This is a genomic window from Bradyrhizobium sp. 4, assembly GCF_023100905.1.
GTDB lineage: Bacteria > Pseudomonadota > Alphaproteobacteria > Rhizobiales > Xanthobacteraceae > Bradyrhizobium.
The window spans coordinates 2,398,317-2,411,756 of record NZ_CP064686.1 but is presented as its reverse complement, the minus strand read 5'-3'; the positions used below and the strand labels follow the sequence as shown (position 1 = coordinate 2,411,756).

The 13,440-nt window shown below is 64.1% G+C and carries 14 protein-coding genes; 1 reads left to right on the top strand and 13 read right to left on the bottom strand.

Translation table 11 applies throughout. The annotated features are described in order from the left end of the window. Window position 1: 1 nt before the first annotated feature. On the bottom strand, window positions 2-1,432 hold the full coding sequence (locus tag IVB45_RS11060) for a PLP-dependent aminotransferase family protein (protein WP_247360162.1): 1,431 nt from the start codon (window positions 1,430-1,432) through the stop codon (window positions 2-4). A 100-nt stretch (window positions 1,433-1,532) separates the two neighbouring features. Between IVB45_RS11060 and IVB45_RS11055 the strand changes: the two genes are divergently transcribed. After that, window positions 1,533-2,447 carry a DMT family transporter gene (locus IVB45_RS11055; RefSeq protein WP_247359984.1) on the top strand — a complete coding sequence of 305 codons (915 nt, stop codon included), beginning with the start codon at window positions 1,533-1,535 and terminating at the stop codon, window positions 2,445-2,447. Here IVB45_RS11055 and IVB45_RS11050 read toward each other — a convergent pair. The 12 genes from IVB45_RS11050 to IVB45_RS10995 all read right to left on the bottom strand — a co-directional run bounded on the left by IVB45_RS11050 (window position 2,426) and on the right by IVB45_RS10995 (window position 13,366). Beyond that, window positions 2,426-3,484 carry a YeeE/YedE family protein gene (locus tag IVB45_RS11050; RefSeq protein ID WP_247359985.1) on the bottom strand — a complete coding sequence of 353 codons (1,059 nt, stop codon included), beginning with the start codon at window positions 3,482-3,484 and terminating at the stop codon, window positions 2,426-2,428. The genes IVB45_RS11055 and IVB45_RS11050 overlap by 22 nt on opposite strands. A 2-nt stretch (window positions 3,485-3,486) precedes the next feature. Further along, complete coding sequence (locus IVB45_RS11045; protein WP_247359986.1) at window positions 3,487-4,491, bottom strand: zinc-binding alcohol dehydrogenase family protein; 1,005 nt, start codon at window positions 4,489-4,491, stop codon at window positions 3,487-3,489. 64 nt (window positions 4,492-4,555) lie between these two features. Next, window positions 4,556-5,887: a phenylacetate--CoA ligase PaaK gene (gene paaK / locus IVB45_RS11040; RefSeq protein WP_247288579.1), complete on the bottom strand. Its 1,332-nt coding sequence runs from the start codon at window positions 5,885-5,887 to the stop codon at window positions 4,556-4,558. A gap of 28 nt (window positions 5,888-5,915) precedes the next feature. Next, a complete protein-coding gene (gene paaI, locus IVB45_RS11035) occupies window positions 5,916-6,365 on the bottom strand; it encodes a hydroxyphenylacetyl-CoA thioesterase PaaI (protein WP_247359987.1) in 450 nt (149 codons plus the stop codon). A gap of 55 nt (window positions 6,366-6,420) precedes the next feature. After that, the gene (paaE, locus tag IVB45_RS11030) at window positions 6,421-7,503 is read right to left on the bottom strand and encodes a 1,2-phenylacetyl-CoA epoxidase subunit PaaE (RefSeq protein ID WP_247359988.1); all 1,083 of its coding nucleotides are present in this window, start codon (window positions 7,501-7,503) and stop codon (window positions 6,421-6,423) included. A 2-nt stretch (window positions 7,504-7,505) separates the two neighbouring features. Beyond that, entirely contained in the window at window positions 7,506-8,009 is a 504-nt protein-coding gene (paaD, locus tag IVB45_RS11025; protein ID WP_247359989.1) for a 1,2-phenylacetyl-CoA epoxidase subunit PaaD, read from the bottom strand. Next, window positions 8,003-8,779, bottom strand: a complete 777-nt coding sequence (gene paaC / locus IVB45_RS11020; RefSeq protein ID WP_247359990.1) for a 1,2-phenylacetyl-CoA epoxidase subunit PaaC — start codon at window positions 8,777-8,779, stop codon at window positions 8,003-8,005. The genes paaD and paaC overlap by 7 nt, the downstream gene beginning before the upstream one ends. After that, window positions 8,779-9,066, bottom strand: coding sequence for a 1,2-phenylacetyl-CoA epoxidase subunit PaaB (gene paaB, locus IVB45_RS11015; RefSeq protein ID WP_106942621.1), 288 nt, complete (start codon window positions 9,064-9,066; stop codon window positions 8,779-8,781). The genes paaC and paaB overlap by 1 nt, the downstream gene beginning before the upstream one ends. 10 nt (window positions 9,067-9,076) lie before the next feature. Further along, on the bottom strand, window positions 9,077-10,069 hold the full coding sequence (gene paaA, locus IVB45_RS11010; RefSeq protein ID WP_247359991.1) for a 1,2-phenylacetyl-CoA epoxidase subunit PaaA: 993 nt from the start codon (window positions 10,067-10,069) through the stop codon (window positions 9,077-9,079). A 76-nt stretch (window positions 10,070-10,145) separates the two neighbouring features. Next, entirely contained in the window at window positions 10,146-11,012 is an 867-nt protein-coding gene (gene paaX / locus IVB45_RS11005) for a phenylacetic acid degradation operon negative regulatory protein PaaX (RefSeq protein ID WP_247288567.1), read from the bottom strand. 95 nt (window positions 11,013-11,107) lie between these two features. Then, on the bottom strand, window positions 11,108-11,878 hold the full coding sequence (locus IVB45_RS11000; RefSeq protein WP_247359992.1) for an alpha/beta hydrolase: 771 nt from the start codon (window positions 11,876-11,878) through the stop codon (window positions 11,108-11,110). Window positions 11,879-12,079: 201 nt separating this feature from the next. Beyond that, window positions 12,080-13,366 (bottom strand): DUF445 domain-containing protein, encoded by a 1,287-nt coding sequence (locus IVB45_RS10995; RefSeq protein ID WP_247359993.1) that lies wholly within the window; start codon window positions 13,364-13,366, stop codon window positions 12,080-12,082. Between the last annotated feature and the right edge of the window lie 74 nt (window positions 13,367-13,440).

Genomic DNA, 13,440 nt, shown 5'->3' with positions numbered 1-13,440 from the left:
GCTAGAAGCAGGACGCCATCGTCCGCAACGCCGCGGTGATCTCGCTCTCGCGCCAGGCCGCGAAGCCGAGCAATAGACCGTGATCGCGCGGCCTGCCCAGTGCCAAGCCGGACAGGGCACGCGTTTCAACGCCCGCTTCGACCAGCCGCTTTACCGCCTTCTGATCCGCGCGACCGCGCTTGAGGCGCGCGACGAGCTGAATGCCACCGGGGGGCACTTCGGCAGAGAGCACGTCGCCCAAATGGCGCTCTAGTCCCTCGACGAGGTGATCGCGGCGGGCATGATAGATCCGGCGCACCCGGCGCAGATGCGCCAGGAAATGCCCGTCGGCAATGAACTCGGCCAGCGCTTCCTGGACGTGGCTCGGGGCGATCAGCCCGATGTGCCGCTGTGCGATCTCCAAGGTGTTGACCAGGGCCGGAGGAACGACGAGATAGCCGAGGCGGATGTCCGAGGTCATGGCCTTGGAGAACGTACCGACATAGAACACGCGGCCATGGGCATCGAGTCCCTGCAAGGCCGGCACCGGCCGGCTGTCATAGTGGAATTCACCGTCGTAATCGTCCTCTACGATCCAGGTCTTGCCGGGCCTGCTCAGGCCAAGAAACTCCGTGCGGCGCGAGAGCGACATCAGGCGACCAGTCGGGTGCTGGTGCGACGGAGTCATGAAGATCAATGTCGGGGTCGCTATCCCCGGAATCCGCTGCATGCCCTGCTCGTCCAACCTCATCCCGGTCACGCGCGCACCGGACGCGCGGAACGCGGCTGCGGCGCCGGGGTAGCCGGGATCCTCGACCCAGACGTCGTCGCCGGGCGTGATGACGGCGGCTGCAATCAAGGTCAGCGCGGCCTGCGCGCTCGGCAGAATCAGGATCTGATCCGCCGTCGCGCGCACACCCCTGCTGGTCGCGAGATAATGCGCCAGCGCCTCGCGCAGGCGCGCCCGGTTGACCGGTCCGAGCTCGCGCTTGGCCGCGCGCACGGCGCTGCGGCGCAGGCAGCGCGCCCAGACCTCGTTCGGAAACTCCCGGAAATCGCCGTGCCCGGGACGCAAGGGTCTCAGTCGCGCCTGATAAGACATCGGCCAGTCGGTCTGCGTGAGGCTTGAAGCCCAAGGCGAAAGCCGCGGCCTGGCAAGGCGCATGCGAGATGCGATGGCGCCCGCCTCTGCAATGCGCTCGCCGCCCTCGAGCGTAATCATCGGACGGCGTCCGTGCGAGGCCTCGAGATATCCCTCGGCGGCGAGCTGCTCGAACGCATAGCTGACGGTGTTGCGCGAGACGCCGAGATCGCTCGCAAGCCGGCGGCTCGATGGCAGCGTGCGGCCTTTGACGAGACGGCCGGTCGCGATCAAGCTTCGGAGCTGGCTCGTCAGCTGAGCCACCAGTCCCTCGTCGTCGGCCCGGTTCAGCTCGATCAGGGCGGAGATCATGCTTTCCGGAACTGGCACCTTGATCCTTTCTGATCTGGCACTTTTTTCGGTGCCAGGCGGAATGCTATCCGCCGGATAGAACTGCTTCAAGGATTTTCCGATGAACTCCCTCTCGCCCCGCGCGGCCGTCGGCCTATTCCTCATCGTCGTGCTGGCCTGGGGCGTAAACTGGTCGGTGACGAAGCAACTCGTGCAATTCCTTCCGCCGCTCTGGACCTCGGCGATCCGCAGCTGGATCGCTTTGGCAGCATTGTTCGTGATCCTGGGGCTCAGCAACAATCTGGTGATCCCGAACCGGCGCGACATTCCGGTGGTCCTGAGTGTCGCGCTGCTGCACATGACGATATTCTCTGTCCTGGTGGCGGCCGGTGTGCGCTTCCTGCCCGCGAGCAAGGCCATTGTGCTCGGCTACACCACGCCGCTCTGGGTCGCGATCGCAGCGCCCCTGCTGGGGAAGGATACGCTGACTGCGCCAAAACTGGCCGGCGCCCTGCTCGGGCTGATTGGTCTTGCCGTGATCCTGAATCCCACCTCGATCGACTGGACGAATGCCAACGTCGTGCTTGGCGCCGGCATGGTGATCCTGGCCGCGATCTCATGGGCTGCGAACATCATCTATATTCGGGCCCATCGCTGGATCGCATCGCCACTTCAGCTCCTAATCTGGCAAGTGCTCGTTGCCACGATCGTGCTGTCAGCGGCTGCGATGATCGTGGAGGGGCTGCCGCACGCGGAATGGTCATGGAAACTCGTCCTGCTGTTCCTGTACTCCGGTCTGATCGGGACGGCGCTGGCTTATTGGGCCATGTCGATGGTCAACAAGAGCATCTCGGCTCTGACGACGGCGCTCGGAACCACCGGCACGCCGCTCGTCGGGATCGCCTGCGCTGCGATCCTGCTGGGCGAGCCTATTGATTTTAGTCTTGCCGTTGCGGCCGGACTGATCATCGGTGGCATTGGCTTTGCCACGCTCGGCGATCGTATGCTGCGCCGTCAGGCTACCGCGAACGGCTGAACGCGCAGCATCCCGCGCAAGCCCGCCATCGTGCCGAGCAGGATGCCGGCGATGGCGACGAAGGAGCCCAGCGCGAGCGTCGACACCCCGGTGAGCCCTTGCCCGATCGAGCAGCCGAACGCCATCACGCCGCCGATACCCATCAGCGCAGCGCCGCTGGCCGAACGCAGCATATGGCGTGGCGAGGAATAGCCTTCGAGATGGAAACGGCCCGTAGCTAGCGCGGTGGCCAGACTGCCAGCGAAGACGCCGGCAACTGTTGCAATGCCGAAATTCGGCGTCAGACCAGTCGAGAGCATGGCATATTGCAGACTGTCCGCAATCGGCGCGACGAACGTGAGCGAGGTCACCGGCACCGGGTTGAAGTCATCCGCGCCGAGATAGCCGGTGACGAACCAGCCGCCGGCGACGAGGAGACCGACGATGACACCGGCCGCAATCTGGCCGGGGGAACGCCGGAACGCCGGGTGCGCGAAAGCGAACAGGATCAGCGCAACAACGACGACAGCAGCAGCCATCGCGCGCGAAACCGCTTCAGCCGGACCGAACGTCGCCAACAGTGACGGCAGCGAATTCACGTTGACCGTGGTTTGCGAGGCCTGGACCAGCGCGATGCGCACCGGCGCGATCAGGCCCTTGAGCGTCATCTGCGCGGCGATGGCGAGCACGACCACCACGACGAAGGAGCGGAGATTGCCTCGACCGAGCAGCACCAGCGCGCGCGAACCGCAGCCGTTCGACAGCACCATTCCGTATCCAAACAGAAGTCCGCCGAGAAACAGCACTGGCACCGAAAAGGACTGTTGCAGGTAGATCGACTTGCCGAGATCGACCATGCCGTTGCCGGCGAGGAATTGGCTCGCGGCGGTCGCAACCGCGATCGCCAACGCGTAGGTGCGTACCAAGCGCCCATCCCCCTTCGCCAGCCAGCCGCGCATGCTGCTCATCAGGCAGAAGCCGCTGAGCAGGCCGACGGCGCCGTAAAGCAGGCCGATGCCGAGGCCGGCGAGGATGACGAGCTGGGTGGACGACTCCATGATCAAGGCTTCAGGATCACGCGGTTCCGCGACGAGCCGGCAACGGCGACATAGGCCTCCTTCGCGCGTTCGAGCGAATAGACGGCGTTCGCCTTGATCGGGAATGGTTTCAGGTGCCCGCTCGCGAAGCCCGGGCTGAGGTCACGCAGCACAGCGCCTGTCGCGATCGACGAGAGGCCGAGCGTGTCGATGCCGACATAGGTGTGTTGCCCGCGGTAGAATTCGAGGATGTTGAACTGCACGATGCGGTCGATCGCGGCGATCAGGATCTGGCGGCCGCGAAGCGCGAGCGACTTGTGCGCCGCCTGGAAATAGGGATCGCCGACCGTGTTGAAGACGATGTGGGCACCTTTACTCCCGGTCAACTCGCGCACGCGCGTGGCGACGTCGGTCGCGGAAGCGTCGATCACCTCGACAGAGGCGTTGGTGTGGCCCTCATAAGGTTCCGCCTTGCGCACCACGCCGATGACACGCGCGCCCTGCCAGGTCGCGATCTGCACCGCCGCTTGACCGACCTTGCCGTTGACGCCGAACACCAGCACCGTCTCCCCGGGCTTTGGAATGCCGGCGCGGCGAAAGCCCTCCATCGCGGTGACAAAGGGCACACCGATGCCGGCGGCCTCCTCCCAGGACACGGTCTTGGGCTTCTCCACCACCGCGTCGGATTCAACGACGAGATGGCTGGCGTGAGTGCCGTCGCGACGGATGCCGAGATCACCGGAGGAGCCGAACACCTCGCGGCCGATCGTACCGGCCGGCCCGTCAATCACCACGCCGGCGTAGTCGCGACCCGGCGTGCGCGGGAAGATGGCATAGGGCATTAGCCCGGTCGCGGCCTTGACGTCGGACGGATTGACGGCGGCGGCCCTCACGTCGATCAGGAGATCGCCAGGGCCGCGAGCGAGCGTCTGACGCTCAACCACCGGCGCAACCGCAGCCGCGTTCTCGGCCTTCGCGTTGAGGCGCACACAGCGCGCGTCGACGGCTTTGGGATCGGCTGTTGACATGGAAAGACCCGCGATTTCTCGCGGGCCTTGTCGCCCTTGGGGACGGTCGAGTCAATCCGTCAAGTCAATCCTTGGGCCGCTTGTCATAGAGGCGCTTGGCCTTGCCGAGAGAGCGTTCCAGCGTGGCCGGCGCAACCACGCTTACCCTGGAGCTGATGCCGATGGTGTTCTTGATGTGTGTCGAGATCCGGCTCGCATGGTCGAGGAGGCCCCGGCCGTCCCAGCTCTCCGGCCGCGCCTCGGCAATGATGGTCAACTCGTCCATGCGGCCTTCGCGGGTCAGTTCCAGAATGAAATGCCCTCCGCACCAGTCGGTGGCGAGCAGAACCTCCTCGATCTGGGTCGGGAACAGATTGACGCCGCGCAGGATGATCATGTCGTCGGAACGGCCCGTGACCTTCTCCATCCGCCGCATGCCCGGCCGCGCCGTGCCCGGCAACAGCCGCGTCAGGTCACGGGTGCGATAGCGGACCACCGGAAATGCTTCCTTGGTGAGCGAGGTAAAGACAAGTTCGCCCTTCTCACCGTCGGGCAGCACTGCACCGGTGTCGGGGTCGATGACTTCGGGATAGAAATGATCCTCCCAGATGTGCAGACCGTCCTTGGTTTCGATACATTCCTGCGCAACGCCGGGCCCGATGACCTCGGAAAGACCGTAGATGTCGGTCGCGTCCATGTCGAAGGCGTCTTCGATCTCGCCGCGCATGGCATTGGTCCAGGGCTCGGCACCGAAGATGCCGACCTTCAGCGAGCACTGGCGTGGATCGAGCTTCTGGCGTTTGAACTCGTCGAGGATCGCCAGCATGTAGCTCGGCGTCACCGTGATGATGTCGGGCCGGAAGTCGTTGATGAGCTGCACCTGCCGCTCGGTCATGCCCCCGGAGATCGGCACCACGGTGCAGCCGAGTTTTTCGGCGCCATAGTGCACCCCTAACCCGCCGGTGAAGAGACCGTAGCCATAGGCATTGTGGATGATCATGCCAGTTCGACCGCCGGCGGCGCGGATCGAGCGCGCCATCACGTCCGACCATGTGTCGATGTCGCGTTGCGTATAGCCGACCACGATCGGCTTGCCCGTCGTGCCGGAGGACGCATGCACGCGCACCAGCTTTTCACGGGGCACGGCAAACATGTTGAAGGGATAATTGTCGCGCAGGTCCGTCTTCACCGTGAACGGAAATTTCGCAAGATCCGAGAGCTCTCGAAAGTCGGACGGATGCACGCCGGCCGCGTCGAAGGCCTTGCGATAATGCGGGACGTTGTCGTAGGCGTGCTTCAGCGACCAGGCCAGTCGCTCCGTCTGGAGTGCCATGATCTCGTCGCGCGATGCGCGCTCATGCGCATCCATTTCGGCGCGATAGGTGTTACCACCTTCCTTGAGCCTCGTCAGAGCCATCCTCGTTTCCCCGCATCATTACTTTTCTTTATTGATCCTGCGCCGGCAGCCAATTGCCGGGAATGACCCGCGAATGCCCGCGAAATTCGGCGATGACTGTATCGCCGGCGGTGACGCGCACGTCATAGATGCCCGAGCGGCCGCCGCGCGTGACCTCGCGCGCTCTTGCGACCAGCCGATCGCCGAGCCTGCCCGGCTTGATGAAGGTGATCTGGCCCTGCGCCGCCACGACGCGGTCGTTGTGCGAGTTACACGCGAAAGCGAAGGCAGAATCGGCCAGCGTGAAAATGAAACCGCCATGGGCGATGCGCTGGCCGTTGACCATGTCCGGCCGTACAGTCATCGCGAGCGTCGCATAGCCCGGCCCGATCTCGACGATCTCCATGCCGAGTCCTTTGGAGGCATCGTCCTGCGCCCACATCGCATCGGCGCAGGCGCGGGCTACATCCTCGGGCGACAAGGCGGCTTTGACGTTCACGCGCTTCTCCCCTCCGAGTGTTTGGACACGATGTTCTGCTGCCTGACTAAAACTGTCAAACGTGGTCGTAATCGACCACGACCCGCTCCGATGATGGCTTCGCCTGACAGGTCAGGACAAAGCCGGCCTTCAGCTCCCAGGGTTCCAGCGAGTAGTTGATATCCATCGGCGCCTCACCCTCCACCAGTTTTGCACGGCAGGTCGAGCACATGCCGCCCTTGCAGGCGAAGGGCAGATCGACACCGGCGCGTAGTGCGGCATCGAGGATCGCCTCGTCCTCGGCGACCGGCACGTCGCGGCGCTTGCCGTCGATGATCAGCGACGCGATCGCTTTCGGGGGCGCGTCGGGCGCAACGATCTTCTTCGGCCGCGGCTTGCCACCGAACTCGGAGACGAAGCGCTCGACATGGATACGCTCTTCCGCAATGCCGAGCCCTCGGCAGGTCGCCTCGATGTCCTCGCTCATGCCGGACGGACCGCAGATGAAGACGTGATCGACGCTTTCCGCCGGCACCAGCGAACGCAGCAGCACTCGCACCTTGTCGCCGTCGAGCCGGCCATGCAGGATCGGGATGTCCTGCTCCTCGCCGGAGATGACGTGGAAGATCGAGAGCCGGTCGATGAAGCGATCCTTGAGCTCTTCGAGCGCCTCGAGGAACATGATGTTGTCGGTCGTGCGATTGCCGTAGAACAGGAAGAACTGGCTGTCCGGCTCGCGCGCAAGCGTGCCCTTGACGATCGACAGGATCGGCGTGATGCCGGAGCCGGCGGCAAAGCCGACATGGATGCGGCCGGTGCCGGCCGGCGGGATCACGCCGAAACGTCCCGTGGGCGTCATCACATCCAGCGCGTCGCCACACTTCAAATCGTCCGCTGCCCAGCTCGAAAACGCGCCACCATCGATCTTCTTTACGGCGATGCGTATCTCGCCGTCGTCGGGCCCGGAGCAGATCGAATAGGAGCGGCGCACTTCCTCGCCATCCAGCGTGGTGCGGAGTGTGAGGTATTGGCCGGGTGTGAAGGCGTAGTCGGTCGCAAGCTCCGCCGGGATGGCGAATGTCAGCGATACGGCGTCCGACGCCTCGCGGCGGAGGTCGTTGACGGCCAGGCGATGAAAGCGTGGTGCGGCTGCTGACATGGTCAATGACACTTGAAATAATCGAAGGGTTCGCGGCAGGCCCTGCAGCGCCAGAGCGCCTTGCAGGAGGTGGAGCCGAATTCGGATAGCAACTCGGTATTCGCCGAGCCGCATTGCGGGCACGTAACAGCTTGCTCGCCGAACAGCGCGCGGCGGGAATTCGAATCCTGCGGCGGCGCGATGCCGTAGGCGTGAAGCTTCCGGCGGCCCTCTTCGCTCATCCAGTCGGTGGTCCAGGCCGGCGAGAGTACAGTGCGGACTTTTGGACGAAAGAAACCGGCGCGCTCCAGCGCGACTTCGATTTCCAGCGCGATCATGTTCATGGCCGGGCAGCCCGAATAGGTCGGGGTGATCGCGACCTCGACGTGATCGCCGTCGAGGACGACATCACGGAGCACGCCAAGATCGGCGATGGTCAAGACCGGAATTTCGGGATCGACCACGCTCGCCGCGGCATCCCAGGCCCGTTGGCGCAGTTCGCTATCGGGCTCCAGCACCGTCACCATGTCTGCCCCGGGAAAGTGCGCTGCATCGACTGCAACTCGGACAGAAGATGGCCAAGATGCTCGCTGTGCCGCCCGGAACGACCGCCTTGCTGCATCCAGTCGGTCTGCGGCAGCTCTAGCGTGGCTTCACTAACGACACCCGAGAGTGTCGTCATCCAGCGACCCCGCAAGCTTCCGAGATCGACGGCGATATCGGCATGGATCAGGGCGCGCTCGCCTTCATCGACGGCAAACATCTCACCGGTGAAAGCCCAGAGATGATTGATCGCGGCCTGCGCGCGGGCATGGCTTTCAGCCGTGCCGTCACCGAGCCGGATGATCCACTCCGAGGCATGGCGAAGGTGATAGGCGCTCTCCTTCTCCGACTTGGCGGCAATGGCCGCTAGCGCCGCATCGCGCGAAGTCATCATCGCACGCCAGTAGAGATCAGCGAAGGCGGAATAGAAGAACTGCCGTACCAGCGTCTGGGCAAAATCGCCATTGGGCTGCTCGACCAGCAGCAGATTGCGATACTGCCTGACGTCGCGCAGGTATGCGAAGCTGTCCTCGTCGTTGTCCTTGCCCTCGACCTTGGCGGCGTAAGAGTAGAGTTCGCGGGCCTGGCCAAGGAGGTCGAGCGCGATGTTGGAGAGCGCCATGTCCTCTTCCAGCATCGGCGCATGTCCGCACCATTCCGACAGCCTGTGCCCAAGGATCAGCGCGTCGTCGGCCCGGCGCAGCGCGTAGAGCACCAGTGGTGTTTCTGAGACCTCGATGTTCGCGACGGGCATCACATGTGTCCCACTTCCTCGGGCACTTCGTAAAACGTCGGGTGCCGGTAGATCTTCGACTCCGCCGGCTCGAACATCATGCCCTTGTCGGCGGGATCGCTTGCGGTGATCGCCGTCGACGGCACGACCCAGATCGAAAGACCTTCGCCGCGACGGGTGTAGATATCGCGGGCGGCCTGCAAGGCCATCGTGGCGTCGCTCGCATGCAGCGAGCCGACATGCTTGTGCGCGAGCCCGTTGCGGCTGCGAATGAAGACTTCCCACAGCGGCGTGTTTGGCGTGGCCATTGCGATCTCCCTACTCTGCCGCTTGTGCAGTTCGACGCTGCGCGCGCTTTGCGGCATAGCTAGCTGCCGCCTCGCGCACCCAGGCGCCTTCGTCGTGCGCCTTGCGGCGCGCGGCCATTCGGTCACGATTGCACGGGCCGTTGCCGGCGAGCACCTGCTTGAATTCTGTCCAGTCGATCTCGCTGTAACGCCAGCGCCCGTCCGCATCCTGAATCATGCCGGGATCGGGAATGGTGAGGCCGAGATATTGCGCCTGCGGCACGGTGGCGTCGACGAACTTCTGTCGCAGCTCGTCATTGGAGAAGCGCTTGATCTTCCACTTCGTGGAGATGTCGCTGTGCTGGCTGGTGGCATCGGGCGGGCCGAACATCATCAGCACCGGCCACCACCAGCGGTTCAAGGCATCCTGCGCCATCGCCTTCTGCTCGTCGGAGCCACGGCACAGCGTCAGCATGATTTCATAGCCCTGACGCTGGTGGAACGACTCCTCCTTGCAGACGCGGATCATCGCGCGCGCGTAAGGACCATAGGAGCAGCGACACAGCGGGATCTGGTTCATGATCGCGGCGCCGTCGACCAGCCAGCCGATGGTGCCGATGTCGGCCCAGGTCAGCGTCGGATAGTTGAAGATCGATGAATATTTAGCCTTGCCCGCGAGCATGGCGTCGACCAGCTGTTCGCGCGAAGTGCCGAGCGTCTCGGCCGCGGCATAGAGATAAAGCCCGTGGCCGCACTCGTCCTGCACCTTGGCGAGCAGCGCCGACTTGCGGCGCAAGGACGGCGCACGCGTGATCCAGTTGCCTTCGGGCAGCATGCCGACGATTTCGGAATGAGCGTGCTGGGAGATCTGGCGCGTCAGCGTCTTGCGATAGGCCGCTGGCATCCAGTCGTTTGGCTCGATGCGCTCCTCGGCATCGATGCGGGCCTGGAACTGCGCAGCCTTGGCCGCGTCCTCAAGACCGCGATCATCGGTCTCGGTCGTGTTCAGCGCCTGGGTATACATGCGCACCCTCCCATTTTATTGAGAGACAATATATAACAAGAATTATCTCATGCAAGATATTTCTGTAACATAACGATCAAGCCTCGAATCTCCGTTCCAAGAGTTTTCGCGCCGGCGGCAATGGGCCCTTTTCATTGGTTCCATTGCCATCAAGCCATTGTTCTGATGGGACAAGCAGCGCGCGATAAATGTCGCCGCACAGCGCGCGGGCGGCCTTGCCCGGCCAGTTCGCCGGAAGCAGGCTTTCGGGCAGCAGCGGATCGCGCAGCACGACGCGACGGTAATGGTGGATCAGGAGGATGCGCGCCGTGAAGGCGTCGGCTTCGGACAAGCCCGTGCCGCGCGCGATCGCGGCGCGCAGCGGCTCGAACGTCTTCATGAATTTGAGATAGGCGTCTGCGGTGCGATCCAACGGCCAGCTCGCGCTAAGCAGCCGTCGGCCGCTGTCATCCTCGGCCGAGACTTCCAGACGGATGGCGCCCGCGGCTTCGTCCGGCACTGGCACGCCTGACGGGGCGACCCACACGCCCGGCAGCGGACTGCCGAAGCCGGCATTGCGGAGCGCCTCGCGTGAGGCGTCGCGATCCTCGCCATTGCCGATCAGCAGCAGCTCGAAGCGCCCGGTCCAGCCGGATGGCGGCGGATCGTAGATATGGCGTGTCGCGGCCTCGAAGATCTGGCGGCCCTTGTCGGCCAGGCGGTAAAAACTGTTGCGGCCGACCTTTTCGCGCGTCAGCCAGCCATCGGCGGCAAGCCGCGACATCGCGGTACGCACCACGCCGCTGTCGATGTCCAGACTTTCGAAGAATTCCAGCAGCGTGCCGAGCCATACCGAGCCACCACGCGGCACGATGGCATCGCCGAACACCGTGATGACGATGGAGCCGGTGCGCGACGGTTCGCGTTTGAGCTGCTCGATGATGCGGGACAACGGATGCGCCATGCGCGAGGCATAGCGCGTTTGGTGCGGGCGCGACAATGGACGGGTGCGACGGTCTCGTTTCTCCCTCTCCCGTTCGTACGGGGAGAGGGAAAGAACTACCGATGCGGGTCGGGATAGACCACGCTGCGCCAGCCGCTGCGGTCGAAGGGCCGCCAGCTGCCTTCCTTCTGCGCAAGGCGATCAGCCACCGCGAAGACAGCAGCCGGATGATGGCCCATGCCGCAATGGCTGCTCTCGATCTCGATGCTCTCGGTCTGCGCGCCCGACTTCTCCATGCAGCCCTGCCAGGCGCAGACGCCGTCGGTGCGGCTGAAGATCGCCGTGGTTGGCACCGGCGGCGGGACGGCGAGATCGCCGCCGAACTGCGGATCGACCTCGTCGGATTTCCGCCCGCTCGCCCATTCATAGACGCGCCAGGCATTGGTCGAATGCGGATCGCCGGCAAAGGGGCTGCCGAGGGTGATCACCTGGCGCACGCGGTCGGGCATCATTTTGGCGAGCTGGCGCGCATAGAGACCGCCGAGGCTCCAGCCGACCAGGCTGATCTTGCGGCCATGCCCGTCGCTGAGCTCCTGAACCAGATCCACCATCGCGTGCTGCACGCCCTCGCGCAGGCCGTAATTGCGGCCCTGGCGCCAGCCGCTCACCGCATAGCCCTTGCCGGACAGAAAGGTGCGCAGTGCACGCGTGGACCCGTCGGAGGCCACGAGGCCCGGCAGAACCAGCACCGGATGCCCATCGCCCCGCGGCGCAAGGCTGAGCAGCGGCAGCGCGCCGAGGAATGCGCCAAACTCGTGGATCGCTCGCCCTTCCAGGAACATCAGGGTGCGAGACGGCGGGCTCAGCGTCTGGGCAGTAGCGGTCATCAATGGATCCCTCGGAAGAAATGCTGAAAAGACCACCGGCTGCGAGGCCGGCAAATAGGTATGAATTCCAACACGCCAGCTTTTCGAACGTTCCGCAGCGCACCATGAATCAGCTAGAACGCCGGTTCCCTACATTCAAGCGGGTGAAACCCGAGGCCACAATAGGCCGGCGCGTGAATGCGAGCGTCCGTGACGCAAAAGTCACAACAATCGAAGCAGGAATTCTACGGAGTAAAGCGCAAGACCCGCGAGCCCGCCGATCAGCGAGCCGTTAAAGCGGATGTATTGCAGGTCGCGGCCAATGTTGATTTCGATCAGCGAAATCAGCTGCGCCATGTCCCACGATTTCACCTGGTCGGAGATGAAGGTCGAAACGCCGCTCTTCTGGTCCGCGACGAAACTGCGCAGCACCGCGACCAGACCCTTGTTGATCTCGCCGCGCAGCTCGCCATCGCCGGCAAGCGCTTCGCCCGCCGCGACACACATACCGGCGAGATGATGCTGCAGGACCTGCGTCTCGCCGCTTGCACTACGCTCGATGAAGGACCGCGTGTTGGCCCACACGGTGCGGGCGAGATCGGCGAGCTCGGGACGCGCGAGCAGATCGCGCTTCAAACCGTCGATGCGGTCGATATAGGCATGGTCGGTGCCGAGCCGGTCGACGAAGCTCAGCACCATGCGATCGAACTCGCCGCGGAACGGATGTTTGGGATCGCTACGCACCTCATTGAAGAAAGCGGTGGCGGAGGCCACGATCTTGTTCACCAGAAACTTGTCGGCGCGATAGAGCCTGAGCAGGGTCGGCAATTCCGCCCGCACCTTCTCACGGATCATCGCCATCGTCTCGGTCTGGTTCAGCGTCTCGTGCATCACGCGCAGGAGATCGTCGAACAGGATCTGGTGACGTCCCTCGGCAACGAAGCCCCGCAGCGTGCCGGCCGCGAGCGGCGCGAGGTCGATCGCCTGGAGCTGCGAGGACATGCGGCGGATGATGAAGGTCATCAGGCCCGAGGTTTCCGTCGCAGAGACAGCCTCCGGCAGCAGGCGCAGCGCAAAGCGCGCAAGGTCGTCACTACGCTTGCGATCACGCAGCCAGTCGGCGACGAACGAGCCGAAATCGATCTCGTTCAGCTTGGCCTCGACGGGAGCAGCCTCTAGGAAATGCACCTGAATGAACTCGCCGAGCTTATCGGCGATACGGGCCTGGTTGCTCTGGATGATCGCGGTGTGCGGAATCGGCAGGCCGAGTGGACGCTTGAACAGCGCGACCACCGCATACCAATCGGCGAGTCCGCCGATGGTCGCGGCTTCCGCGAAGGCCGCGATGAATCCGAACACGGGATGCACAGGCAGCAGCCATTTCGCAAAGACGAACAGGACAAGCGTCGAGGCCAGCACCAGCGTCGCCAGCGCTTTCACGCGGCGTAATTCGGCCGCGCGTTCGGCGTCGCCGGGGGAGTCGAAAGAGAAGGTGCCTGATGTATTCATCACAGCATCACCCTATCCGTCATTGCGAACGAAGCGAAGCAATCCAGAGCAAGGAGGCAGACTGGATTGCTTCG